The sequence below is a fragment of the Streptomyces sp. NPDC001348 genome, from assembly GCF_053597535.1.
This window is the reverse complement of the sequence record NZ_JBSFIK010000039.1, coordinates 17,430-41,142: the sequence shown is the minus strand read 5'-3', so window position 1 is coordinate 41,142 and position 23,713 is coordinate 17,430. Positions and strand designations below refer to the sequence as shown.

Below are 23,713 nucleotides of genomic sequence, written 5' to 3'. Positions count from 1 at the left end.
CCGCGCCGCCCCTGACTTCCCAGCAAACGACCAGGCGACCCAGGAGAGGGCATGTCCCCGCGCACGAACGACAACGAGCCCGCCGGCCGGCCGGTGGACACACCCGAGGGCGACATGCCGGAACTCCCCGCCGCCGCGACGGAACCGACGGCCCCGGAACCCACGGCCCCGGAACCCCCGATCACGCAGCCCGGCTCCGAGGACGATGAGCGTGTCGTCGCCGTGCGGCGGATCGGGGCCGCCGGGCGGAAGTGGCGGGCGGCTCGGCTCGCGGGGTGCGCGGCGCTGCTGGCGGTCGCGCTGACCGGCGGGGCGATCGCCTTCGGTGCCGCGCGGGACGGCTCGCCCGCGACCGTGGCCGCCGCCTCCAGCGCGGTCCCTCCGGGGCTGCTGGCAGGCGGTGACCTCGACTCGACCATCGCCGCACTCCAGGCCCATCTGCGTGTCCAGCCGAAGGACTACGGCAGCTGGGCCACCCTCGGGCTGGCCTACGACGAGCAGGCGCGGACCAAGGGTGACCCGTCCCGGTACCCGCAGGCCGAGAAGGCCCTGAAGCGCTCGCTGCGGCTGTCCCCGGACAACGACCAGGCCCTGGCGGGACTCGCCGCGCTCGCCGCCGCCCGGCACCAGTTCGCGCAGGCCCTCACCTACGCCGACCGGGCCCTGAAGCAGAACCCGTACAGCGAGCGCGCCCTGTCCTCCCGTATCGACGCCCTGGTCGAACTCGGCCGGTACGACGAGGCGTCGAAGGCCGCCGACACCGCGGACGCGCGCAAGCCCGGCGTCCCCGTGTTCACCCGGTACGCGTACGTGCACGAGCTGCGCGGCGACGTGAAGACGGCTCGCCGTGTGCTCCAGCAGGCACTGTCCACCGCCACCTCCCGCGGCGACATCGCCTACGTCTCCGCCCAGCTCGGCCTGCTCGCCTGGAACCAGGGCGACTACAAGACGGCCCTGCACCACTACGCCCGCGCCCTGGCCGCCGACGAGAACTACCTCCCCGCCCTCGAGGGCCGCGCCCGCGCACAGGCGGCGAGCGGTGACCGGGCCGCCGCGATCAAGGGCATGGAGCTCGTCGTCGCGCGATACCCGCTGCCCGGCCCTCTCGTCGAGCTCGGTGAGCTGTACGAGGCGCGCGGCCAGGCCGGCGACAAGGCGAAGGCCCGGGACCAGTACTCCCTCGTCGACGCCTGGATCGCCCTGGCGAGGGCCAACGGCGTCAACGCCGACCTCGACACCGCGCTGGCCGCCGCCGACCACGGCGACAAGGCCGCCGCCCTGCGTGCCGCACGAGCCGAGTGGGCCCGCCGTCACACCGTGCACACCGCGGACGCCCTCGCCTGGGCCCTGCACGTGAACGGCAAGGACCAGGAGGCCCTCGACCACGCCCGCCAGGCCACCGCCACCGGCTACCGCAACGCCTCCTTCCTCTACCACCGGGGCATGATCGAGCTGGCCACCGGCCACCGGAAGGACGGCCGCGCCTCCCTGACCGCCGCCCTGAAACTGAACTCCGGCTTCTCCCCGCTGGGTGCCCGGGAGGCCCGCAAGGCGCTGGAGGCGGCCAAGTGAATCCCCGCCGCCTCCTCGCCGCCGCCCTGGCCGCCGGCGCGCTCGTGCTCCTGCCCGCCACGGCCGCGAGCGCCCATCCGCTCGGCAACTTCACCGTCAACCGCTACGACGGTCTCGTCGCCGCCCCCGGACAGCTCCGCGTCGACCACGTCGAGGACCTCGCCGAGATCCCGGCCACCCAGGCCAAGCCCGACATCAGGAAGCTGGGACTGACCGAGTGGGCGCGGCAGCGGTGCGCCACGGCCGCCGAGGGCAGCAGGCTGACCGTCGACGGCCACCGGACCGCCCTGTCGGCCGGCACCGCGCACGCCAAGCTGCGCCCCGGCCAGGCCGGGCTCAACACCCTGCGGGTGGAGTGCCGGTTCACCGCCCCGCTCCCCAAGGGCGACACCGTGGCCCTCGGCTTCCACAGCGCGGGCGTCACCACGGGACCCGGCTGGCGGGAGATCACCGCGCGCGGTGACCGGATGACGCTCACCGCGTCGGACGTGCCGAAGACCTCGGTCTCCCACGAACTCACGGTGTACCCGAAGGACCTGCTCTCCTCGCCGGCCGACACCGTCACCGCATCCGTGCACGCGCGCCCCGGCGGACCGGCCCTGTCGGAGGAGCGCCAGGACGCCCCCGCCTCCGCCATCCTGCCCCGTGGCGCCGACCGGTGGACCCGCGCCCTGGACAACCTCGTCGCCCACCACGACCTCACCGTCGGCTTCGCCGCCCTCGCCCTGCTCATCTCGATCGGGCTCGGCGCGATGCACGCCCTCGCCCCGGGCCACGGCAAGACCCTGATGGCCGCGACGGCGGCGGCCCGGGGCGGCCGGGCCCGTATGCGGGACGTGCTCCCGCTGGCCGCCTCGGTCACGGTCACCCACACCCTGGGCGTGGTGGCCCTCGGACTCCTCGTCACCGCCGGTTCGGCCGCGACCCCGTCGGTGATCGCCTGGCTGGGCATCGCGAGCGGCCTCCTGGTGACCGGCGCGGGGGCGAACCTCGTACGCCGGGCACTGCGCAACCGGCAGCAGGGGCACGGCCACGGGCACACGCACGACCACGACCACACCCATGAGCACCACCACGGGCACGACCACGACCACCAGCACGGCCACGGCCACGGCCACGGCCACGGCCACACACACGACCACGACCACCACCATCACGACGGCGCCGTCGAGCACACCCACGGTGGCTTCACCCACACCCACGCCACCGCCCCCACCCTGCGCGGCACGATCCTGCTCGGCTTCGCGGGCGGGCTGGTGCCCAGCCCCTCCGCGGTCGTCGTGCTGGTGGGTGCCGCGGCCCTCGGGCAGGCGTGGTTCGGTCTGCTGCTGGTCGTCGCGTACGGCGTGGGGCTGGCGCTCACGCTCACCGCGGCCGGGTTCGCCGTCGTCAAGCTGGGTAGCGGAATGAACCGGGTGCTGAACCGGCGCCCCCGCTTGACCGCTCACCCGGTCGCCGCCCTGGCCCGCCGGGCCGCCCCCCTGGGGTCTGCGCTGGTTGTCCTGGCCCTCGGGGCCGGATTGGTACTCAGGGGGGCGGCATCCGCGCTCGGCTGAGCTACTTTTTTGACATCCTCCTCCTCCGGAAGAGGGGGATTCCAACCCAATGGGTTGAGGTTCACGGACACTCGACCGCTCACACGGTGTTGTCCCTCCGGCATGTCCTGCCGCGACGTGAGCAAAGTAGCAGCAGGGTACGTAAGTTCTGAAATCGTGCCGATGCGATGGAGGGAGCCCGTGTCCGGACAATCCGGCAGTGAACGTGTGATCGCCGGCCGCTACCGTCTGCTGGCGCCGCTCGGCGAGGGCGGCATGGGAACGGTGTGGCGGGCCCGCGACGAGGTGCTGAACCGCGAGGTCGCCGTCAAGGAGGTGCGGGCCCCGGCCGGGCTGCCCGGTGCGGACGTCGAGCGGCTGTACGCCCGGCTGGAGCGCGAGGCCTGGGCGGCGGCGCGGGTCGCGAACCGCAACGTGGTCACGGTGTACGACGTGGCGATGGAGGGCGGCCGGCCCTGGATCGTCATGGAGCTGGTGCGCGGGCTGTCCCTCGCCGACCAGCTGGAGGCGGAGGGACCGCTGCCCCCGCAGCGCGCCGCGCACATCGGCGCCGAGGTGCTGGCCGCGCTGCGCTCCGCCCACGCGGCCGGGGTGCTGCACCGGGACGTGAAGCCCGCCAACGTGCTCCTGGCGAACGACGGCCGGGTGGTGCTCACCGACTTCGGCATCGCCACGGTCGAGGGCAGCTCCGCGCTGACCATGACCGGCGAGGTGATCGGCTCGCCCGAGTACCTCGCCCCCGAGCGGGCGCTGGGGCGGACGCCCGGCCCCGAGTCGGACCTGTGGTCCCTGGGCGTGCTGCTGTACGCGGCCGTCGAGGGCAGTTCGCCGTTCCGTCAGGACACGCCGCTGAGCACCCTGCGCGCGGTCGTCGACGAGGAGTTGCCGCCACCGCGCCGGGCCGGGCCGCTCGCCCCCGTCATCGAGGGGCTGCTGCGCAAGGATCCGGCCGAGCGGCCGGCCGCCGAAACGGCCGAGCAGGACCTGCGGCTGATCGCGGCGGGCGGTACGCCGCGTGCGGACTCCGTGGCCATGGGGTCGTACGCGCCGACGGCCCCGACCCGTCCGCAGCGGCCGGTGTCCCCGACGCCGCCGATGGCCATGCCCTCGTCCGCCACCACGGCACCCCAGCCGGAGCCGGACCGCAACCGGCGTGCCGGCGTCGTCCTGGTGGCGGGCCTGGTCGCCGTGGCGCTCGCGCTGGCCGGGCTGACGTACGCACTGCTCAACCACCACACCGCGAAGGACGAGAGCAGCGGCGGCGCGAGCACCGACCGGGCGAGCAGCCTCAGTTCGCCGGCTCCGACCCGCAGCACCGGTTCGCACACGGGCGCACCGCCGCCCTCGCGGGGCAGCAGCCCGGCGAGTTCGGCCCCCGCCCAGTCCGTGCACGTCACCCTGACGGGGGCACACACGGAGTACTCCGGGAGCTGTCCGCCGCCGAGCGCGCAGGCGCCCGCCTTCACGGCGACGTTCACGGTGGGCCGGCTGCCCGCGCAGGTCGAGTACCGGTGGGTGGCGAAGAACGGTTCGGTCTCCGACTCGGGCTGGAAGACGCTGTCGTTCCCGGCGGGCGGGGAGAAGTCCAAGCAGGACAGGGTCGTCGTGACGACCTACAAGGAGAGCGGGACGACCGAGAACGCGATCGGCGTCGAGGTGCGCGGCCCGGTGCGTACGACGTCCGGCCAGGTGCCGTTCTCGGTGACCTGCGCGACGACGGAGACCCCGTCGGACGGGGCCTCCTCCTCGCCTTCGGCCTCTCCCTGACGGTCAGGCGGCACCCGTGAGCACGGGCAGGTAACCGCCGGACTGGCCGGACGCGGTCGGGTGGTACGACTCACCGATGTCCAGCCAGTCGAGGCTGTGCAGCCAGGAGCTGCCGGAGCAGATCTCGTGGCCGGTGAACGCGGTGCGGACGTCGCCGTAGACGAAGCCGTGGTCCAGGGCGCGCTTCTGGACGGCGCTGTTCAGGTAGTCGGACGCGTCGTTGATCGCGGCGCGCTTGGTGTCGGAGAGGCCGACGCACGTCGTCCCGAGCTTGTAGAAGCGCGGGTAGCCGAGCACGACCACATGGGCGGACGGGGCCTTGGCGCTGATCGCGGAGTAGACGCTGTCGAGCTTGCCGGGCAGCGTCGAGTCGACGTACGCCTTCGCGGAGTTCAGCTTGGCCAGGCAGGTGCTGTCGGACCCGGTCACACAGGTCGTCATGACGTCGGCGAATCCCGCGTCGTTGCCGCCGATGGTGATGGAGACGAGGCTGGTGGAGGAGTCGAGCGAGCCCAGCTGGTTGCTCAGGACGTCGCCCGTCTTGGCTCCCGAACAGGCGTTGAAGGCGAACGAGGACGGGGCGTGCGCGGCGTTCCACAGGTACGGGTACGCCTTGGTGCTGCGGTCGCAACTGCCGCTGGAACTGATGTAGCTGCCCGAACCCACTCCGGAGGAGTAGGAGTCGCCGAGCGCCACGTAGCCGCCGGTTCCGGCCAGGGGGGACGCCTGCGCCGTGGCGGCCCCGGTGAGGGCGAGGCCGGTGGCGAGGAGGAGTGAGGTCGCGAATGCCGTGAATCGGGAACGTCTCATGGAACCTCCCTTTAGCAGGATCTCTGCCGTAACTGTCGTAGCAACTACGCGTGTTGACGGGAAGTGTCCATGCCAAAAATATGTTCGCTTTTCATGCGCATGCCATTTCGGCCGACCGGCCGTCACCTCAGGTGCGGAACGGGGCGGCGCGGCGGAAACCGGGTGCGCCGGGCGCTCACGTGCCGGATCATGGCGGCATGTCTGCGAACCCACACGACGCTCTGCCGATCCGGCTCAACGTCGACGACTCCGACTCGCCGTCCGACGTCGTCGACGCGCTGTTCCTCGGCCGCTTCGCGACGGGCGAGCAGCCGTACGCGCACGCGGCCAACATCGACCGGGTCCGCTCCGGCGTGAGCCTGCTGCCGCGCGGCGCCCGTGTCCTGCGCGTCGCCCGGGACGACGACCGCAGCGCGACCCTCGCCGAGGGTGACGGCTGGACCCTGCTGGTCTCCCGCTGGAACCGGGGCGCGGACGTCACCGTCACCGCGACCACGGCGGAACTGGCCACGCGGGTACTGAACGAGGCGACGGACGGCGCGGCCGACGAACCCGAGCCGCAGCCGGAGAACGTGACGATGGGCTTCTGGTACGTCTCCCCGAGGCGGGGCCCGCACCGGACCACCCGTCAGATCTCCGCGGGCACCTGGGAGGAGGTCCGGGTCAACTACACCGCACCGGTGGCGGAGGCCATGGACCGCCTGATGAAGACCACCCCCGAGGACATCTCGGGCCGCCTGCTGCTGCTCCACGGCCCGCCCGGCACCGGGAAGACCTCGGCGCTGCGGACGCTGGCCCGTTCCTGGCGGGACTGGTGCCAGGTGGACTGCGTGCTCGACCCCGAGCGGCTCTTCTCCGACGTCGGCTATCTGATGGACATCGCGATCGGCGAGGAGGACGCGGCGGGCAAGGGCCGTTGGCGGCTGCTCCTGCTGGAGGACTGCGACGAACTGATCCGCGGCGAGGCCAAGCACACCGCCGGCCAGGCCCTGTCCCGCCTGCTGAACCTGACCGACGGCCTGCTCGGCCAGGGCCGCAACGTCCTGGTCGGTGTCACCACCAACGAGGACCTGGAGCGACTGCACCCCGCGGTGGTCCGGCCCGGCCGCTGCCTGGCCCGCATCGAGGTCGGCAGGCTCACCCGGGACGAGGCGGTGGCATGGCTGGGCAGGGAGGACGGCGACCGGGAGGACGCGGTGGGCCGCGAGGGGGCGACACTGGCGGAGCTGTACGCACTGCGCCGGGGCACGTCGCCGACGTCGGTGCCGGAGGCGCGGGACGGGGCGGACGCGGGGCTGTACCTGTAGTGCTTTGATGAGGGTATGACCCTGTTCGTCGGCACCTCGGGATGGCAGTACAAGGACTGGCGGGAGCTCGTGTACCCGGCCGGGGTGCCGGCGCGGCTGTGGCTGGAGGAGTACACGCGGCTCTTCGCCACGGTGGAGATCAACAACGCGTTCTACCGGCTGCCGTCGTACGACACCTTCGCCTCCTGGCGGGTGCGGGTCCCGCCGGACTTCGTGGTGGCGGTCAAGGCCAGCCGCTACCTGACCCACATCAAGCGCCTCAAGGACCCGGAGGAACCGGTCCACCGGCTGATGACCCACGCGGCGGGCCTCGGCGCCCGCCTGGGCCCGGTCCTGCTCCAGCTCCCGCCGACCCTGCGCGCGGACCCGCCCCTGCTCGACGCCTGCCTGGCCTGCTTTCCGTCCACCACGAGGGTCGCGGTCGAGCCACGCCACGACTCCTGGTGGACGCCCGAGACGCGCAGGGTCCTGGAGTCCCGGGGTGCCGCCCTGTGCTGGGCGGACGTCCTGGCCCGCCCGGTGGCCCCGCTCTGGCGTACCGCCGACTGGGGGTACGTGCGCTTCCACCAGGGCCGCGCCCGGCCGTGGCCGCGCTACGGCCGGCGCGCACTGGAGACATGGGTGGACCGCATCGCGACCACCTGGCCCGATGTCCTGGACGTCTACGCCTACTTCAACAACGACCCGGGCGGCGCGGCGGTCGCGGACGCGACGGCCTTCGGCAGAGCGGCGGCGAGAGCGGGCCTGACGGTGACCCGTACGCCGGAGCCGGCGGCACGCCGCTGAGGGGTTCGTTTCCTCTCCGCCGCGACGGCGCTCAGCCACGACGATGTGTCCCGGCGGTGCCGAACTCTCCTCAGACCCCTCCCCTCACCCTTCCCCGTAAGCCGCACGCAGTGCGTCCCGCACGGCGCCGAGCGCCGCCCCTTCGTCCAGCCCGAGCCGCCGCACCCGCTCGGCATAGGCCTGAGCCGCGGCCGCCGCCTCACGAACCGCCGCCGAGCCCGCGGCGGCGACGAACGTTCCGTTGCGGCCCCGCGTCTCGATCACCCCGTCCGTCTCCAACGCCCGGTACGCCTTGGCCACCGTGTTCACCGCGAGCCCCAGCGACTCGGCCAGTCCGCGCACGGTCGGCAGCCGGTATCCCACCGGTAGTTCACCGGACCGGGCCTGTTCGGAGATCTGCGCCCGCACCTGCTCGTACGGCGGCGCGCTGTCATCGATGTGGATCTTCAAGGTCACGGGCCGATTGTCCCGTACCCGCCGGAAAATAAGAGGCATCAGGGCGCGGTGGCCGCATACCGTGCGGCTCCATGACAGTGATCGTGCGCGACCTGCTTCCGGACGCCCGGACCGACGTGGAGGGCTTCGCCCGCGTCCGGATGCTCGCACTCCCCTTCTTCCTGATCACCCCCGACTCCCTGGTCCACGACCTCACCCACGCGCACCCCGAGAGCCATTACCGCCCCCTCGTCGCCGAGGAGGACGGCGAGATCATCGGCTCGGCGCAGCTCGGCATCGTCCACGACAGCCCTGATCCCGGCATGGGCTACCTGAACGTGTACATCCACCCCGAGCGGACCCGCCGCGGTGCCGGTTCGCTCCTGGTCCGCGCCGCCGAGCAGCACCTGGCCGAGCACGGGGCGAAGAAGGTGTTCGCCTGGGTGCTGGACGAGCCCGGCAACCGCCTCTTCGCCGAGCGGCACGGCTACCGGTCCAGTCGCTCTGCCCACTTCCTCCGGCTGGACCTGGCGAACGGCACCCTGCCGCCGCTCGGGGAGATCCCGCCCGGAGTGGAGCTGCGTACCGGGGCCGACTTCGCGGCCGATCCGCGCCCGCTGTTCGAGCTGGACGCCGCGACGATGTCCGACGAGCCGAGTGACATCGCCTACGAGTTCACGGACTACGAGGCCTGGCTCGCCGAAACCTGGAACCACCCGCTGGTCAGCCACGAACTGACCTCGGTGGCCGTGGTGGAGGGCCGCCCCGCCGCCTTCAGCGTGGCCCGCACACATGACGGCACCTGGTACGGCACCGTCATGACCGGCACCGCGCGCGCGTTCCGCGGCCGGGGCCTGGCCAAGCTGGCCAAGAACGACTCCCTGCACCGGGCCCGCGCGGCCGGATTCACCGAGGCGTTCACCGGGAACGACGCGGGCAACGGCCCGATGCTGGCGATCAACAAGTGGTTCGGGTACGAGGTCTGCGCGACGGAGGTGCGCCATGTCCGCGAACTCGGCTGACGGGGCGACCGCGGTGGAGGTCGTCCTCGTCAAGGGAGGCCGGACGAAGATCCGTTACGAGAGCGAGCTCTTGGAGGACGACGACTCCCGCATCACCGTACGGGCCCCCTGGGCCGGCGCCGGGGTCCGCGACTTCGGCTTCGTACGCTTCGAGCCGGGCGACACGTTCACCGAGCACTACTGGCGCGACCGGTGGTACTCCGTGAAGGAGGTCCGTGCCGCCGACGGCACCCTGAAGGGCTGGTACTGCGACATCACCCGCCCGGCGGTGCTGACCGGCACGGAGCTGGTCGTCGAGGACCTCGACCTGGACCTGTGGCGCTCCGCCGACGGCAGCGACGTACGACGTCTGGACGAGGACGAGTTCGCCGAGAGCGGCCTGGCGGAGAGCGATCCGTGGGCGGCCGCGGCGGCCTGGGCGGCGCTCGGCGAACTGGAGGCCCTGGCCCGCGGTGACGGCTTCGGCCCCCTGCTGACCTGACGTGGGCCTCACTCAGACCCTCGCCGTCACCGCGTACCGCTCGTCGTCCACGGTCTTGCCCCACAGCGCCGTGTCGTCCGACAGCCGCTCCACGCGCACGTGCCCGGCGACCGACTCCAGGAGGCCGACAAGCCGGTCCGCGGCCATGCCCACCGGTGAGACCGTCCCCCACACGCCCTCCACCAGCACGAACCGCCCTCCCGGCCGCAGCAGTCCGCGCCAGTCGCGCAGCACGCGGGCCGGGTCGGGCAGCGCCCACAGCACGTGCCGTACCAGCACGACGTCGAAGCGCTGCTCCCCCACCGGGGGTGCCGCCGCGTCGCCCACCAGGAAGACCGCGTCGCGGCCGGCGAGTTTGGCCCGGGCCAGTTCCACCATCGGCCCGGACAGGTCGACTCCCGTGACGCGGTGTCCCCGCTCGGCGGCGAGGAGCGCCAGGCTGCCGGTGCCGCAGCCGAGGTCGAGGACGTCGGCGGGGCGGGCCGGCAGCCACGCCTCGAGTCTGGCCGCCCAGGCCGCGCGGACCCGCGGGTCGCGCAGACCGTGGTCCGGCTCCTCGTCGAAGCCCGCGGCCTCGGCATCCCAGTCGACACTCTCCGCTGTCCCGTGGTCACTGCTGTTTGGCATGCCCCAAGAGTGACACCCGCCACTGACATCCGAATCGTGACAACCGCCACTGACAGACCCGAACCGATGAGGAACTCTCGCCGAAAGCGTCTGCCTCCCTGACATCAGGGAATCCGGTAGACACTGAAGGAGGCAGCCATGCGCCGCGTAACCGTGCACAAGCCCCTGAAGAGGACGGACGCCCGCCGCGTCCGCGAGGAGAGCGAAGAACTCCCCGCGGGCCGCCCGGAGGTGCGCAAGGACATCGCGCGGACATGGTGGCCGAACGGCTGACCGGCGTGAGCGCGCCGGATACCTGATCCCGGTCTGATCCCTCCCTTAACTCCGCCATAAAGATCCCCGGGAACCGCCCCGAGCCGGCGGTTCCACGGTTTCCTGGTGCTGGTCAGGTCCCTGACGGGGCCTGTCCGGCGGCTCAGGCCGGACGGGCCCCGGCGACGGTCAGCTGAACGCCGACGCGCAGGTGGTTGCGGTGGCGTGGGCCGGGTCGAGGGCGTTGGCCACCTCGTGGAAGGCGATGCGGTCGAAGAGCCCGATCGCCACGTGCTCGGAGAGGTCGAGCGGGCACAGGTCCTGCAGCAGGACGTTGGTGACGTCCGACCCGGTCAGATACTGGGTGCGCCAAGGAGTGGCCACCTCGTCGTACTTGGTGGCGAGCACCGTGTACCGCACTCCGGGGACGGTGTCACCGCCCGCGTTGAGCTTGGTGAGGAAGTCGGACCCGGCGATCTGGTCGGCGAGGCCGGGGGTGGTGGCCTTGAGCAGGTCCTCGGCGCCGGGGAAGTACGGCAGCAGGTTCGTCAGACCGCTCAGCGTGGTGCCGTGGTTGTCGGGGGCGATGCCGACGAGGGCGTTCACCTTGGCGGCACCGCCGAGGAACTTCAGGTAGTAGCGGGGCATCATGCCGCCCTGCGAGTGGCCGACCAGGTCGGCCTTGGCGGCGCCGGTGGCGGCGAGCACCTTGTCCACGAACGCGGACAGCTGCTGCGCCGACTTGTCGATGGGACCGAGGCCGTAGAAGACGGGGACGCCGGACAGCTGGCCGTAGTCGAGGGAGTAGACGCAGTACCCGCGGTCCTTCAGGTACGGCGCGAGGGACAGCCAGTTGTCGACGGAGTTGCCCAGCGTGCCGTGCACCAGGACGACGGGGCGGGGATGGGCGGCGGAGGGCTTGCAGGAGTAGTCGTTCCATCCGCTGGAACTCGCGGTGGAGGCATGGGCGGTGGCGGCGGGGACGGCGGCTACGGCGGCGGTCAGGAGCAGCGCGGCCAGGGGTCTGAGCACTCTCTTCCAGGGCAGCATCGGGTGATCTCCTCGCGGCTCAAGGGAGTTCGACGGCCATACGCCCTGTGATCCGGATCACGGGATGCTGTTCATTCGTCAAGTTACGGATGAGTAGCAGTTATGTGAAGTTACGCGTCAGTAAAAACTTCCAGTGATAACCGGCGTGCCGTCGACGGCCGGCGTGCACGGTTTTCGATACACCGGCGATATGTCCGGGCTCGTAGCCTCGGAGCATGCGTGTGTTGATCGTCGAGGACGAGCCCTACCTGGCAGAGGCCATCTGCGACGGCCTGCGCCTTGAAGCCATCGCGGCGGACATCGCGGGTGACGGCGACACCGCGCTGGAGCTGCTGAGCATCAATACGTACGACATCGCCGTCCTCGACCGGGACATTCCCGGGCCCAGCGGTGACGAGGTCGCCAAGAGCATCGTCGCCTCCGGCAGCGGCATGCCGATCCTCATACTCACCGCCGCCGACCGCCTCGACGACAAGGCCACCGGGTTCGCGCTCGGCGCCGACGACTACCTCACCAAGCCGTTCGAACTCCGGGAACTCGTCCTCAGGCTCAGGGCGCTCGACCGCAGGCGTGCGCACAGCAGGCCGCCCGTGCGGGAGATCGCAGGTCTGCGGCTCGACCCGTTCCGCCGGGAGGTCCACCGTGACGGCCGCCACGTCGCGCTGACGAGGAAGCAGTTCGCCGTACTGGAAGTCCTCGTCGCCGCCGAAGGCGGTGTCGTCAGCGCCGAGGAACTGCTGGAGCGGGCCTGGGACGAGAACGCCGACCCGTTCACCAACGCCGTACGGATCACCGTCTCAGCCCTGCGCAAAAGGCTCGGCGAACCCTGGATCATCGTCACCGTGCCGGGAGTCGGCTACCGCATCGGCAGCGCACCCGACAGCGCACCCGGCACCGGACGCGAGGGGCGAAGCCGTGGATAGGCAGTCCGGTGTGAGCGTGCGCGTCAAGCTCACCCTCAGCTACGCCGGGTTCCTCATGCTGGCCGGCGCCCTGCTGCTGGGGGCGGTGTGGCTGTTCCTCCTGAGGTACGTCCCCAACCGTGCGATGCTCTACAACCCCGATGACAGGCCCAGTGGCGGTGTTTTCCCCGTCCGGTCCGCTCTTCTGGACGTCTTCGCTCCGAGGGCCGCCGCAGTACTGACGTTCCTGCTGGTGTTCGGCCTCGTGGGAGGGTGGATCCTCGCCGGCCGCATGCTCGCTCCGCTGACCCGCATCACGGACGCCACCCGCAGGGCCACCGACGGATCGCTCTCCCACCGCATCCGGCTGCCGGGTCGCGGGGACGAGTTCCGCGAACTCGCCGACGCCTTCGACACCATGCTGGAGCGGCTCGAAGCACACGTCGCCGAGCAGCAGAGATTCGCCGCCAACGCCTCGCACGAACTGCGCACTCCGCTGGCGACCACGCAGGCTCTTCTCGACGTGGCGCGGGGCGATCCGCACCGCGACATCGACGAGCTCGTCGAGCGCCTCCGCGTCGTCAACGCCCGGGCGATCGACCTCACCGAGGCGCTGCTCGTGCTCAGCCGCGCCGACAAGCAGTCCTTCACCCGGGAGCCCGTCGACCTGACCCTGCTCGTGGAAGAGGCCACCGAGACACTGCTCCCGCTCGCCGAGCGGCGTGGGGTCGCCGTCGACACCTCCTGCGACGCCGCCACGGCTCCCGGGTCGCCGGCGCTGCTGCTGCAGGTGACGACGAACCTCGTGCACAACGCCATCGTGCACAACCTGCCCGCACACGGTTCGGTGCGGGTCCGCACCGGCGTCCGCTCCGGGAGCGCCGTGCTCACGGTCGAGAACAGCGGCGAGACGCTCTCCCCGGAGTTGGTCTCGACCCTGACCGAACCGTTTCAGCGCGGCACCGAACGCATCCACGACGACCACGCCGGGGTCGGCCTCGGCCTGGCCATCGTCCAGCGGATCGTCCACGTGCACGACGGATCCCTCACCCTCACCCCACGTGCCGGCGGCGGCCTGCGTGTCGCCGTGCGACTGCCCGCCGCGGCGCAGCATTCGGCCAGGAAGTACAGGAACTCGGACGATGAGTGAAGCAGGACAGGACATTGCGGACGCACGGCAGCGACTCCAAGCGGAGGGACGCCCCGTGAGCGGAGAAACCGCCGGGACCACCGTGAAGCGCTCGTTCGCCCACCGGGCGATCCGCGGCCTGTCCCAGCCGGGGCCGTGGAAGCGTGGCCGGGTGCTCGCGGCGCTCGCGCTGCTGCTCGGTCTGCTCCTGCTGCTGCATGCGCGGATACCGAACCGGATCGGGAACATCGGCAGTCTGGTGGAGAACGTTCTGCCGTGGTTGGGCGTGTTCGTCCCGGTGCTGCTCGCCGGAGCGCTGTGGCGTCGGTCCGCCTCCGCGGTGGTCGCGCTGCTGCTGCCGGTCGTGACGTGGGTGAGCCTCTTCGGCGGGCTGCTCGTCGACAAGTCGCACGCGGGCGGCGACCTCACCGTGGTCAGCCACAACGTCGACGCCGGCAACCCCGATCCCGCCGACACCGCCCGCGACCTGGCCGCCTCCGGCGCGGACCTGCTGGCCCTGGAGGAGATCACCGCACAGGCGAAGCCGGTGTACGAGAAGGGGCTGGCCAAGGCGTATCCGTACCACTCCGTGCAGGGCACGGTCGGGCTGTGGAGCAGGCTGCCGCTGTCGGACGTCCGGACGGTCGACATCGCGCAGGACGTCGGGCCGCTGGGGGACGCCAAGCCGGCCGACGTCAAGCTGGCCGACAGCCGGGCGCTGCGTGCCACGGTGGCCACCGGCCACGGGCCGCTGGCCGTGTACGTGGCCCATCTGGGGTCCGTTCGTGTGAATCCCCGGGGAGGCTTCTGGACGGCGAGCCGGGACAGGAACGCCGAGGCGCTCGCCAAGGCCGTCGCCGCCGAGCGGAACAAGCGGGTGGTGCTGCTCGGCGACCTGAACGGCACCACGGACGACCGTGCCCTCGACGGCATCACCTCGCGACTGCACTCGGCCCAGGACACGGCCGGGAACGGCTTCGGCTTCAGCTGGCCGGCGAAGTTCCCGATGGTACGGATCGACCAGATCCTCACCCGGGGCGTGGAGCCGCGCAGTTCGTGGGTGCTGCCGGCCACCGGGAGCGACCACCGGCCGGTGGCGGCCCGTGTCAGCTGGTGACCGAGGGGGCCTACGCGGCCAGCCGCCCCGGCATCACCGCGCGCGGTCCGAACTTGGCCCGCGCGCGGTCCGCGACCTCCTCGATGCGGCGGGCCTTCTCGTCCACGGGGTCGAAGGTGAGCTGGTGGGAGGCCTGGTCGGCGGGGGTGAGTCCCTCGGCGCGCAGGGCGAGGGCGCGGACCCGGGCGCGCTGGAGGCCGAGGGCCTCGTACATGCCGTACGCCGTCCTGGTCAGCGCCGCGGAGTGCGCGGTCGGCTCCTGCAGGGTGCGGCTGCGGGTCGTCGAACTGGGGGTCCCCCCGCTCGAGCCTGTTCGAGAGTGGGGGAGGTCGGCGTAGCGCACGGTGAGGGTCAGGGTGCGGCAGACCTTCTCCAGGGCGCGCAGCTTGGCGCCCAGTTCCTCGGCGGCGGACAGCAGTGCCCTGCGGTGGCGGTCCGGGTCCAGTTCGTCGAGGCCGAAGGGGCGTTCGGCGGCGACAGAGCGCGAGACGGCGTTCGGAACCACCCGGCCGCGGTCGATGCCGTTCGCCTTCTCGTGCAGCTCGCGGCCCGTCCTCGCGCCCACCAGGCGCTGGAGCGTGGACAGGGGGGCCGCGGCGACCCGGCCCAGGGTGTCGAGTCCGTAGTCGCACAGGGTGCGGGCGGTGGCGGTGCCCACGCCCGGGAGCGCGGCCACGGGACGGTCGGCGAGGAACTCCCTGACGGCGTCGGGGTCCTCGGGTACGGCGCGGGTCGTCCCGGGCCGCGCCTCGCGCAGCGCCATGCGGGCCAGCAGCGGGCCCGGCCCCGCGCCGATCGCGCAGTCGACGCCGTGCAGCGCGAGGGCGCGGACCCGGATCACCACCGCCAGTTCGGCCGCGCTGCGCCCGAAGTAGCGTTCCGCGCCCCGCAGATCGGCCAGTGCCCCGTCCGGGGGCAGCGCCTCGACGACCGGGGTGAACTCCTGCAGCAGCCCGAGCAACCCGGTCAGGGCCGCCTCGTGCGTCGGCGGCAGCTGGAAACGTACGCAGAGAATGGTCATCCCGCACTCCCCGGACTCTGGTGCCACAACTTCTTCCCACCCGCCGGGCCCTCGCCCGCGGGACGCAGATCGGCCCAGGGGTGCATCTCGTACCCCGTGGGCATGCGGATCGTCCGGCCGGCCCCCGGGCCGCCGTTCGGGCTGCCGTGCGGCACGGGCTCCGCCAGCCGTGCCGCCACCTCGTCGAGGCCGCCCTCGGCGCGCAGTTCGACCAGCTCGGCGAGGTTCCAGGCCGCGGAGCCCACCACACTGAGGCTGCGCGGGCCGCGCCGCTGCACCACCCCGCGCACCAGCAGCAGCCAGGAGTGGAAGACGGTGTGCGCGCAGGCGTCGTGGGAGTCGTCGAAGAAGGCCAGGTCGACCAGGCCCGTGCCGTCGTCCAGCGTGGTGAAGACGACCCGCTTGCCGGACCGGATCGGCGGGGTCTGGGTGGCCGCCTTGGCGCCCGCGACCAGGACCGTCTCGCCGTGCCGGGCCGCGCGCAGCCGGCGTGCGGACATCACGCCGAGTTCGTCGAGGAACTCCCGGTGGTCGTCCATCAGGTTGCGTGAGGCGTCCATGGACAGCACGCCCAGCTCGGCGCTGAGCCGCTCCTGGGAGGTGAGGTCGGGCAGCCCGGCCGGGGCGGTCCGGCGTCCGCCGGCCAGGGGGAGCTGTCCGCCGCCCGCACCCCGGGCGCCCCGGTGCAGCTCGGACAGGTGCAGTTGCAGGTCGCGGCGGTTGGCGCCGAAGGCGTCCAGCGCGCCGACCTGGGCCAGCCGCCCAGCGAGCGGCCGACTGGGCCGGGCCCGCTCCCAGAAGTCCAGCAGCGAGGCGTACGGCTGCCCGTCGGCGATCCGCTTCGCCTCGGCCTCGCTGATGCCGTGCACATCGGAAAGGGCGAGCCGCAGCCCCCACACTCCATCAGATGCGGACACCAGGTCAGATTCAGACACCAGTTCGATCCTGTGCGCGACCCCCGACACGTTCACATCCAACGGCAGCACCGGGACCCCGCGCCGCCGCGCGTCGGCGAGCAGCAGCCGTTTGGGGTACATCCCGGGATCATGCGTGAGCAACCCCGCATAGAAGGCGGCCGGGTGGTGCGCCTTCAGCCACGCGGACTGGTACGTCGGCACGGCGAAGGCGACCGCGTGCGCCTTGCAGAAGCCGTAGGAGCCGAAGGCCTCGATGATCTCCCAGGTCCGCTGAATCGTTTCCGCGTCATAGCCGTTCGCCGCCGCGTGCTGCGCGAACCAGAACCTGATCCGCCCCTGCGACTCCGGGTCCGACAGCCCGCGCCGCACCCGGTCCGCCTCACCGCGCCCGCAGCCGGTCATGATGTCGACGATGTCGATGATCTGCTCGTGGAAGACGACGACGCCGTACGTCTCCTTCAGCGGCCCCTCCAGATCCGGATGCGGATACCGGACCGGCGCCCGCCCGTGCCGGGCCTCGATGAACGGCCGCACCATGTCGGCGGCGACCGGGCCGGGCCGGAAGAGGGAGATGTCGACGACGAGATCGTGGAAAGTGGCCGGCTGCAGGCGCCCCACCAGGTCCCGCTGCCCCGGCGACTCGATCTGGAAGCAGCCGAGCGTCTCGGTGGACCGGATCAGCCGGTACGTCGCCGGGTCGCCGGGCGCCAGACCGTCCAGGTCCACCTCGGCACCCGTCGCCCGCTTCACCTCCGCGACCGCGTGCGCCATCGCCGACTGCATCCGCACGCCCAGCACGTCCAGCTTGAGCAGGCCGAGATCCTCCACGTCGTCCTTGTCGAACTGCGACATGGGGAACCCCTCTCCGCTGGTCGGCACGACCGGCGTACGGGCCAGGAGGGAGGCGTCGGAGAGGAGCACTCCGCAGGGGTGCATGGCGACTCCGCGCGGGAGGGCGTCGAGGGCCTCGACCAGCTCCCACAGCCTCCCGTACCGCTCCTTCTCCCCCGCGAGTTCCTTCAGCTCGGGCAGTTCCTCCAGAGCCGCGCGGGCGTCGCGCGCCCGGATGTGCGGGAAGGACTTGGCGACGCGGTCGATCTCGGCGGGGTCCATGGAAAGGGCCGCGCCCACGTCACGGATCGCGTGGCGGACCCGGTACGTCTCCGGCATCGCGACCGTCGCGACCCGCTCGGTGCCGAACCGGTCGATGATCGCCCGGTAGACCTCCAGACGGCGCGCGGACTCCACGTCGATGTCGATGTCGGGCAGCACGACCCGCTCCCTCGACAGGAACCGCTCCATCAGCAGCCCGTGCTCGATCGGGTCGGCGTGCGCGATGCCGAGCAGGTGGTTCACGAGGCTGCCCGCGCCGGAGCCCCGGGCAGCCACCCGGATGCCCATCTCCCTTACGTCGTCGACCACTTGGGCGACGGTCAGGAAGTACGAGGCGAAGCCGTGGTGGGCGATGATGTCCAGCTCCCGGTGCATCCGCTCCCAGTAGGCGCGGTCGCCGGAGTGGCCGCGCAGCACCATCCCGGCCACCGCCCGGGAGGCCAGCGTCCGCTGGGCGGTGCGCCGGCCGGCGCCGACCAGGTGCGCCTCGGGGAAGTGGACGGTGCCGATGCCGAGGTCGTCCTCGGGGTCGACCAGGCACTCCGCGGCCGTCGCCCGGGTCTGCTCCAGCAGGCGGTGGGCGGTGTCGCGCCGGTAGCCCGCGGCCTCCACGACCCGTTCGGCCACCCGCAGCATCGCCTCCGCGTCCTTCAGCCAGGCCTCACCGGAGTCCAGCTCCTTGGCGGGGTCGACGGGGACCAGGCGGCGGGCGGCGTCCAGGACGTCGGCGACCGGACCGAGGCCGGGGTCGGCGTACCGGACGGCGTTGCTGAGCACCGGCCGGATCCCCTGCTCGGCGGCGAAGCCGACGGTGCGGGCGGCCAGCCGCAGGGAGCCGGGGCCGGTGCCCTTGCGGCCGTGCCAGACGGCCTCCAGGCGCAGGGCGTCGCCGTGGACCTCGCGCCAGGGCACGAGGAGCTTCGCGGCCCGGTCGGGGCGGCCCGCGGCGAGTGCGCGGCCGACGTCGGAGGCGGGCCCGAGCAGGACGGTCAGGCCGTCGCCGTGGTTGTCGGGCCAGGGCAGCAGCGGGACGCCCTCGGCCGGGGGTCCCCCCTGCGCGAGCGAAGCCGTGAGCTTGGGGGAGTGGGCGGCGGTGACCAGCCGGCACAGGCCGGCCCAGCCGCGGGCCCCGTCCCGGGCGAGGAAGGTCACGCGGGGTGTCGACTCGTCGATGAACGCACCGCCGCGGACGGGGGTACGCCGCCGCTCCGTCGAGACGGCCGCGTCCCGGCGGGCGGCTTCACCCCGCCCCTCCGGTCCCCCCACCGCCAGCTCCACCCCGAACAGCGGACGGACGCCGGACCCGGCACAGGCCTTGGCGAAGCGGACCGCACCGGCGAGGGTGTCGCGGTCGGTGAGGGCGAGGGCGTCCATGCCCCGCTCGGAGGCACGCTCGGCCAGCCGCTCGGGGTGCGAGGCGCCGTAGCGCAGGGAGAACCCGGAGCTGGTGTGCAGATGCGTGAAACCCGGCACACGCACCTCCCGCTCTCGTGAGTCCCGAACGACTCTCGAACATCAGTTCCCTACTCCTCCCCCCACCATACCCCCATCCCCGAACAGGCGTGCGACATGTATCCGGGCCCGTCCACCTGCGCAAACGCGGCGGTCAGCCGATCCTGGCGCCCGTCGCCGACAGAGCCTCCGTGACCGGCTGGAAGAACGTCTCACCGCCCGAGGCGCAGTCACCGTCGCCGCCGGAGGTCAGACCGATCGCATTGCCGCCCGAGAAGAGCGGGCCGCCGCTGTCGCCGGGCTCGGCGCACAGATCGGTCTGGATCAGGCCGCCGACCGTGCCCTCCGCGTAGTTCACGGTGGCGTTCAGACCGGTGACCGTGCCGGAGTGCACCCGGGTGGTCGAGCCGCTGCGGGTGACCTTCATGCCGACGGTGGCCTCGGCCGTGCCGGTGATCCGCTGTGCGGAGCCGTCGTGGAGGTCGACCTCGCTCGGGTGGCCGGTGCCCGAGGTGTACCGGACCAGACCGTAGTCGTTGCCCGGGAAGCTGGACCGCTCGCTCCTCCCGATCATGTTTCCGGAGGCATCCGACCAACCGGACACGGCCTCGGTGCAGTGCCCGGCGGTCAGGAAGTACGGCCGGCCGGCCTTGACCACGTTGAAGCCGAGCGAGCAGCGCCCGCCCGGGCCGGTGATCGCGTCCCCACCCGCGAGGAAGGGCGTGAACCTCCCCGCGCCGCGCTTGATCTCGGCCGTGCCGCCGAGTCCGTCGACCACCTTGGTGAGCCTGGCCCACTCCGCCCCGGAGACCGTCCCGTCGGCCGTGACGACGACCTTGTCGCCGACCGGGTCGGTGGCCCACGAGGTGCCGGGGATGGTGGCGTCCCGCCGCAGGACCGCCCGGGCGCGGTCGAGTTCGGCGAGGGAGTTGGCGACGATTCTCGCCTTGGCCCCGGCCGCCTCGACGGACCTCGCGGCGCTCTCGTCGAGCACGTTCACGACGAGGCTCCTCGCCCTCGCGTCGTAGTACGTGCCCGCCGCATCGGTGCCGAGGCGGTCCACGAGCGTGGTGGCGAGTCTCCCGGCCGCCGGAGCCGAGAGGGGCTGCGGCGCCGCGGTCCTCGCGGGCTCGTCGGCGTTCGCACTCTGGAACGTGACTCCGGAGGCGAACAGTGCGGCGACACCCGCGCCTGCCACGGCTGCCCGCCGCGCGGCTGTGCGTCGATGCTTCAACTCACGTCCTCCTGTGGGGGGCGGCCCGGGAGCCGTGGGGAACACGCGAACCGGAAGGCCGGTTCACGGGCGCTCACTCTTCCGAGCCGCACAGGGAGCACACAAGGTCGACTTCGGGAAGCGCACACCGAGGCGCCGCACGCCCCTCCGCGTTCGACCCTCCGCGGTCACTCGAGGAAATTCGCAGTGCGAACACCATGCGCATTCTCCGCCCTGCGGGGCACTCGCAGGGCAACCACTCACAGGGCAACGGAGAGCCCCCGCACGCGGCTTCGCGCGCGGGGGCTCGGCCCGGTCCGGTCCGGTCCGGAGAGATCGTCAGCCGACGCTCACGCCGTACGCGCTCAGCGCCTCGGTGACCGGCTGGAAGAAGGTCGTACCGCCGGAGGAGCAGTCACCGCTGCCACCGGAGGTCAGACCGTAGGCGACCGAGCCGCCGTACAGCGGGCCACCGCTGTCACCGCCCTCGGCGCACACCGTGGTCTGGATCAGACCGGAGACGACATCACCGCTGCCGTAGTTCACCGTGGCGTTCAGCGCGGTGACCCGGCCGCTGTGGGTTCCGGTGGTGGAGCCCCTGCGGTACACGGTGGTACCCACGGACGGGGTGGCCGCGCTGGAGATGGTCTGGCTGCCGACCGCGCTCGGGTGCGCGATCGAGGAGTTGGTGTAGCGGACCAGCGCGTAGTCGTTGCCCGGGAAGCTGTAGCTCACGTTCGTGCCCAGCACCGTGCTGTGGCTGGAGTTGCTGTACCAGGTGGAGGCGACCTGACCGCAGTGCCCGGCGGTCAGGAAGTAGTAGGTGCTCCCCTTGTGCACGTTGAAACCGAGCGAACAGCGGTAGGAGCCGCCGTAGATGGCGTCGCCGCCGCTGATCAGCTTCTTGAACCTGCCGGGGGTGTGCCTGACGCTGATGGCACCGGAGTCGGCGCCCGCCTGCCGCTTGATCCTGGCGATCTCGGCCGGCGACACCGTGCTGTCGACGGTGACGACGACCCGGTTGGTCCTGCTGTCGACCGCCCAGGCCGTGCCGGGGACGTCCGCCTTGAGCACGGCACTGCTCACCGTGCTGAGCTGGGCGGAGCTGAAGGTCTGGGCGTCACTCGCGTTCGCGGTGGGGACGGCGAACGCGGCTGCGGCCACCAGTGCGCCGGCCACGGCGGTCAGCCGGGTCCGTCTCGCGATGGGGCTGCGGGGGATGTTGCGCTTGATCCTCACGTTTCGTTCCCTCCCAGGGGAAGTCGGGGGCCCGCGTGGGGTCGGGGCCCGTGAGGCGCAGCCAGAGGGTGTCAACGTGCGGATTCCGGACACGCCGTGCCCCTGACAAGCGCTGTGGGGGAGTATTCGAGCGAACGGCCGGTAGGCGCAAGAGGGCCTTTCGGTCGTGCGAGTGTGTGCGTTCTCGATGTGATTCGTGCGCTTTGGCACCCTGTCAGGGGCGCTCGCGAGCCGGTGGGTTCAGCGAAGTCTGTGCTCGGGGCATATGAAGTGGTCGGCGAACACCGCACACAGCCCGCGCTCGGCCCCGCCCGCGGCCCCGACCCGGACGGTGCGCGTCCCTTCGTACGGTGCGCAGCGCCCCGGCACCGACCGGCGCGGGTCGTACGGGGTGGCGTCGGCGGCCAGGCGCGTCCCGCCGAAGAAGGGACGGGCGTCCAGGGCCAGGCCGTCGGCCGCCGCGGCGGTGAGCACCACTCCGTCTCGGTCCACGGCCCAGGTACCGAGGATGTCCGGAAGTCGCCCCTCCGGATAGTCCTCGATCCAGTGGGTGCCGGTCGGCGCGAGCGGCCCGCAGGGCGCGGACACCGTCTCCACGCGGTCCTCGTGCCACCGCCTCCAGCCGGAGGATGGGTCCGTCGTCATGTGATCAACCTTCCATAAGCTGATCAACAATTCCATACGGGTTCATCCATTCCATACCGGGTCAGGACGTCACAGTCCGCAGTCGCAGCAGGAGCAGCATTCGCACACCTCGCAGCACTGGCAGGCGTCGCAGCAGTCGCAGCAGTCGCAGTCGCTGCAGCAGCCCTCGCGCTTCTTCCGCGACCAGGGCGCCTCGTACTCGTCGGCGCAGCAGACCTTGCAGGTGCAGCACAGCCCGATGGCGGCGGCGCACCCCGCCCAGAAACCCCGCTTCTCCGGGCGCGGCGGCTCACCGCCGAAGGGGTTTCCCGGCGTCCGGGGCGCGTGCTGCCCCGGGGGCGGGCCGAAGGAGGCCTCGGGCGCGTGCCCGCAGGACCGGGCGCCGAACGCCCGGTCCACCGAGCGGCGCAGTTCGTGCACGAGCAGCAGGTGTGCCAGCTTGCCGTCGTCGAACTCGGCCTCGCGCAGGGCGAGCCGGATGCCGTGCAGCGCGTCGTCGGCGAGCCGGCGGGCCTCGTCGAGGGAGGTGCCGGTCGCGGTGAGCGGGTTCCAGGCGCCGGACGCTTCGTCGGACGCGCGGTCCTCCACGGCGTCCAGGAGGTGGGCCAGCCGGCCGAAGAGCCGTCCGGCCTCGGCGAGCGGCTCGGCGTTCCCCGGCCGCCCGGCCAGGACGGCGGTGTGGGCGAAGGCGGCGGCGGTCGCCGTCTCGGTCGGCTCGGTGACCGTCAGGATCGGCGTGCCCGGACCCGCGAGGGCCTCGAGGCCGAGCTGCCGGTCGACGGCGTCGACGAGTACGGCGGTGTCGAAGCCGATGTCCACGCCGGTACGGGCGCCCGCACGCCCCCAGTTGACGGCGACCCGGCGCGCGGCGAGCGCGACCGGCCGCCGGGCGAGCAGCCCGTCACCGTCCGCGACATGGTCGCGCACCTTGGCCGAGGCCAGCACCAGCGAGACCGCTGCCGCGAGCCGCGCCCCCTCCCCCTGTGCCACGGAGGCGGTGCGCATCCCGCGCAACGGACACGGCCCGGCCGTACGCCGCAGGCTGCCGTCCTGCCGGGTCTGGGCCTCCGTCAAAACCGATATCAACAAGCCGTCATAATTCGTCACTATTCGCGCGAATTGCCCGTGGTCACCGCGCAATGCGAGGCACAGCCCGCACAAATGGGCCATCCACTGGGCCTTGAGGCCCTCACCGAGCCGGTGACTGCACGGCCTGACGATTCCGAACACAACGATCCCCCGTGGCGTGATGCGACGTTGAGCTGCGGCATCGTATCGGCCGACGGTAGGTTTGTAGCAG

Annotated in this window: 21 protein-coding genes; 11 read left to right on the top strand and 10 right to left on the bottom strand. The window is 72.3% G+C overall.

What is annotated here, in order from left to right; all coding sequences use genetic code 11:
• Nucleotides 1–51 precede the first annotated feature (51 nt).
• From ACWC21_RS31900 to ACWC21_RS31890, 3 genes are all read left to right on the top strand, one after another.
• Nucleotides 52–1,572 (top strand): tetratricopeptide repeat protein, encoded by a 1,521-nt coding sequence (locus tag ACWC21_RS31900; RefSeq protein ID WP_450886856.1) that lies wholly within the window; start codon nt 52–54, stop codon nt 1,570–1,572.
• Nucleotides 1,569–3,128 (top strand): HoxN/HupN/NixA family nickel/cobalt transporter, encoded by a 1,560-nt coding sequence (locus tag ACWC21_RS31895; RefSeq protein ID WP_450886855.1) that lies wholly within the window; start codon nt 1,569–1,571, stop codon nt 3,126–3,128. Before ACWC21_RS31900 ends, ACWC21_RS31895 begins: the two co-directional genes overlap by 4 nt.
• Before the next feature lie 180 nt (nt 3,129–3,308).
• The gene (locus tag ACWC21_RS31890) at nt 3,309–4,895 is read left to right on the top strand and encodes a protein kinase domain-containing protein (protein ID WP_450886853.1); all 1,587 of its coding nucleotides are present in this window, start codon (nt 3,309–3,311) and stop codon (nt 4,893–4,895) included.
• 3 nt (nt 4,896–4,898) lie between these two features.
• Here ACWC21_RS31890 and ACWC21_RS31885 read toward each other — a convergent pair whose 3' ends face one another.
• Nucleotides 4,899–5,705 (bottom strand): SGNH/GDSL hydrolase family protein, encoded by an 807-nt coding sequence (locus ACWC21_RS31885; protein WP_450886851.1) that lies wholly within the window; start codon nt 5,703–5,705, stop codon nt 4,899–4,901.
• Nucleotides 5,706–5,902: 197 nt separating this feature from the next.
• On the opposite strand from ACWC21_RS31885, the gene ACWC21_RS31880 reads away from it, so the two are divergent.
• Together ACWC21_RS31880 and ACWC21_RS31875 are read left to right on the top strand one after the other, a co-directional pair.
• Nucleotides 5,903–7,012, top strand: coding sequence for a DUF5925 domain-containing protein (locus tag ACWC21_RS31880; protein ID WP_450886849.1), 1,110 nt, complete (start codon nt 5,903–5,905; stop codon nt 7,010–7,012).
• A gap of 15 nt (nt 7,013–7,027) precedes the next feature.
• Nucleotides 7,028–7,798: a DUF72 domain-containing protein gene (locus ACWC21_RS31875; protein ID WP_450886847.1), complete on the top strand. Its 771-nt coding sequence runs from the start codon at nt 7,028–7,030 to the stop codon at nt 7,796–7,798.
• An 84-nt stretch (nt 7,799–7,882) separates the two neighbouring features.
• On the opposite strand, the gene ACWC21_RS31870 is transcribed toward ACWC21_RS31875, so the two are convergent.
• Nucleotides 7,883–8,254: a GntR family transcriptional regulator gene (locus tag ACWC21_RS31870; RefSeq protein ID WP_450886845.1), complete on the bottom strand. Its 372-nt coding sequence runs from the start codon at nt 8,252–8,254 to the stop codon at nt 7,883–7,885.
• A 71-nt stretch (nt 8,255–8,325) separates the two neighbouring features.
• On the opposite strand from ACWC21_RS31870, the gene ACWC21_RS31865 reads away from it, so the two are divergent.
• Both ACWC21_RS31865 and ACWC21_RS31860 read left to right on the top strand, forming a co-directional pair.
• Nucleotides 8,326–9,255 (top strand): N-acetyltransferase family protein, encoded by a 930-nt coding sequence (locus ACWC21_RS31865; RefSeq protein ID WP_450886843.1) that lies wholly within the window; start codon nt 8,326–8,328, stop codon nt 9,253–9,255.
• On the top strand, nt 9,236–9,736 hold the full coding sequence (locus ACWC21_RS31860) for a DUF402 domain-containing protein (protein WP_450886841.1): 501 nt from the start codon (nt 9,236–9,238) through the stop codon (nt 9,734–9,736). Before ACWC21_RS31865 ends, ACWC21_RS31860 begins: the two co-directional genes overlap by 20 nt.
• A gap of 12 nt (nt 9,737–9,748) precedes the next feature.
• Here ACWC21_RS31860 and ACWC21_RS31855 read toward each other — a convergent pair whose 3' ends face one another.
• Nucleotides 9,749–10,363, bottom strand: a complete 615-nt coding sequence (locus ACWC21_RS31855; protein WP_450886840.1) for a class I SAM-dependent methyltransferase — start codon at nt 10,361–10,363, stop codon at nt 9,749–9,751.
• Between the two features lie 138 nt (nt 10,364–10,501).
• On the opposite strand from ACWC21_RS31855, the gene ACWC21_RS31850 reads away from it, so the two are divergent.
• Nucleotides 10,502–10,636, top strand: a complete 135-nt coding sequence (locus ACWC21_RS31850) for a hypothetical protein (protein WP_450886838.1) — start codon at nt 10,502–10,504, stop codon at nt 10,634–10,636.
• Nucleotides 10,637–10,804: 168 nt separating this feature from the next.
• Here the strand turns inward: ACWC21_RS31850 and ACWC21_RS31845 are convergent, their stop codons facing one another.
• Complete coding sequence (locus ACWC21_RS31845) at nt 10,805–11,665, bottom strand: esterase/lipase family protein (RefSeq protein ID WP_450886836.1); 861 nt, start codon at nt 11,663–11,665, stop codon at nt 10,805–10,807.
• Between the two features lie 215 nt (nt 11,666–11,880).
• Here ACWC21_RS31845 and ACWC21_RS31840 point away from each other — a divergent pair, with 215 nt between their 5' ends.
• From ACWC21_RS31840 to ACWC21_RS31830, 3 genes are read left to right on the top strand one after another with little or no spacing between them, the layout of a single operon-like run.
• Nucleotides 11,881–12,588 carry a response regulator transcription factor gene (locus tag ACWC21_RS31840; protein ID WP_450886834.1) on the top strand — a complete coding sequence of 236 codons (708 nt, stop codon included), beginning with the start codon at nt 11,881–11,883 and terminating at the stop codon, nt 12,586–12,588.
• Nucleotides 12,581–13,717 carry a sensor histidine kinase gene (locus tag ACWC21_RS31835; protein WP_450886832.1) on the top strand — a complete coding sequence of 379 codons (1,137 nt, stop codon included), beginning with the start codon at nt 12,581–12,583 and terminating at the stop codon, nt 13,715–13,717. The genes ACWC21_RS31840 and ACWC21_RS31835 overlap by 8 nt, the downstream gene beginning before the upstream one ends.
• Entirely contained in the window at nt 13,710–14,813 is a 1,104-nt protein-coding gene (locus ACWC21_RS31830) for an endonuclease/exonuclease/phosphatase family protein (protein ID WP_450886830.1), read from the top strand. The genes ACWC21_RS31835 and ACWC21_RS31830 overlap by 8 nt, the downstream gene beginning before the upstream one ends.
• Before the next feature lie 10 nt (nt 14,814–14,823).
• Here the strand turns inward: ACWC21_RS31830 and ACWC21_RS31825 are convergent, their stop codons facing one another.
• The 6 genes from ACWC21_RS31825 to ACWC21_RS31800 form a co-directional block, all read right to left on the bottom strand.
• Entirely contained in the window at nt 14,824–15,834 is a 1,011-nt protein-coding gene (locus tag ACWC21_RS31825; protein WP_450886828.1) for a DNA polymerase Y family protein, read from the bottom strand.
• Nucleotides 15,831–19,337, bottom strand: a complete 3,507-nt coding sequence (locus ACWC21_RS31820) for a DNA polymerase III subunit alpha (RefSeq protein WP_450886826.1) — start codon at nt 19,335–19,337, stop codon at nt 15,831–15,833. Before ACWC21_RS31820 ends, ACWC21_RS31825 begins: the two co-directional genes overlap by 4 nt.
• Before the next feature lie 133 nt (nt 19,338–19,470).
• Complete coding sequence (locus tag ACWC21_RS31815; protein WP_450886824.1) at nt 19,471–20,550, bottom strand: S1 family peptidase; 1,080 nt, start codon at nt 20,548–20,550, stop codon at nt 19,471–19,473.
• 318 nt (nt 20,551–20,868) lie between these two features.
• Nucleotides 20,869–21,768 (bottom strand): S1 family peptidase, encoded by a 900-nt coding sequence (locus ACWC21_RS31810; protein WP_450886823.1) that lies wholly within the window; start codon nt 21,766–21,768, stop codon nt 20,869–20,871.
• 240 nt (nt 21,769–22,008) lie between these two features.
• Nucleotides 22,009–22,413, bottom strand: coding sequence for a hypothetical protein (locus tag ACWC21_RS31805; protein WP_450886821.1), 405 nt, complete (start codon nt 22,411–22,413; stop codon nt 22,009–22,011).
• 69 nt (nt 22,414–22,482) lie between these two features.
• Nucleotides 22,483–23,643, bottom strand: a complete 1,161-nt coding sequence (locus ACWC21_RS31800) for a DUF5685 family protein (RefSeq protein WP_450886819.1) — start codon at nt 23,641–23,643, stop codon at nt 22,483–22,485.
• Nucleotides 23,644–23,713 lie beyond the last annotated feature (70 nt).

What these genes read in the sequence shown, in the direction of transcription:
- ACWC21_RS31840 (WP_450886834.1), top strand. Translation starts at nt 11,881, where the DNA reads ATGCGTGTGTTGATCGTCGAGGACGAGCCCTACCTGGCAGAGGCCATC.
- ACWC21_RS31805 (WP_450886821.1), bottom strand. Translation starts at nt 22,413, where the DNA reads ATGACGACGGACCCATCCTCCGGCTGGAGGCGGTGGCACGAGGACCGC.
- ACWC21_RS31885 (WP_450886851.1), bottom strand. Translation starts at nt 5,705, where the DNA reads ATGAGACGTTCCCGATTCACGGCATTCGCGACCTCACTCCTCCTCGCC.
- ACWC21_RS31860 (WP_450886841.1), top strand. Translation starts at nt 9,236, where the DNA reads ATGTCCGCGAACTCGGCTGACGGGGCGACCGCGGTGGAGGTCGTCCTC.
- ACWC21_RS31865 (WP_450886843.1), top strand. Translation starts at nt 8,326, where the DNA reads ATGACAGTGATCGTGCGCGACCTGCTTCCGGACGCCCGGACCGACGTG.
- ACWC21_RS31855 (WP_450886840.1), bottom strand. Translation starts at nt 10,363, where the DNA reads ATGCCAAACAGCAGTGACCACGGGACAGCGGAGAGTGTCGACTGGGAT.
- ACWC21_RS31850 (WP_450886838.1), top strand. Translation starts at nt 10,502, where the DNA reads ATGCGCCGCGTAACCGTGCACAAGCCCCTGAAGAGGACGGACGCCCGC.
- ACWC21_RS31875 (WP_450886847.1), top strand. Translation starts at nt 7,028, where the DNA reads ATGACCCTGTTCGTCGGCACCTCGGGATGGCAGTACAAGGACTGGCGG.
- ACWC21_RS31830 (WP_450886830.1), top strand. Translation starts at nt 13,710, where the DNA reads ATGAGTGAAGCAGGACAGGACATTGCGGACGCACGGCAGCGACTCCAA.
- ACWC21_RS31880 (WP_450886849.1), top strand. Translation starts at nt 5,903, where the DNA reads ATGTCTGCGAACCCACACGACGCTCTGCCGATCCGGCTCAACGTCGAC.
- ACWC21_RS31900 (WP_450886856.1), top strand. Translation starts at nt 52, where the DNA reads ATGTCCCCGCGCACGAACGACAACGAGCCCGCCGGCCGGCCGGTGGAC.
- ACWC21_RS31825 (WP_450886828.1), bottom strand. Translation starts at nt 15,834, where the DNA reads ATGACCATTCTCTGCGTACGTTTCCAGCTGCCGCCGACGCACGAGGCG.
- ACWC21_RS31845 (WP_450886836.1), bottom strand. Translation starts at nt 11,665, where the DNA reads ATGCTGCCCTGGAAGAGAGTGCTCAGACCCCTGGCCGCGCTGCTCCTG.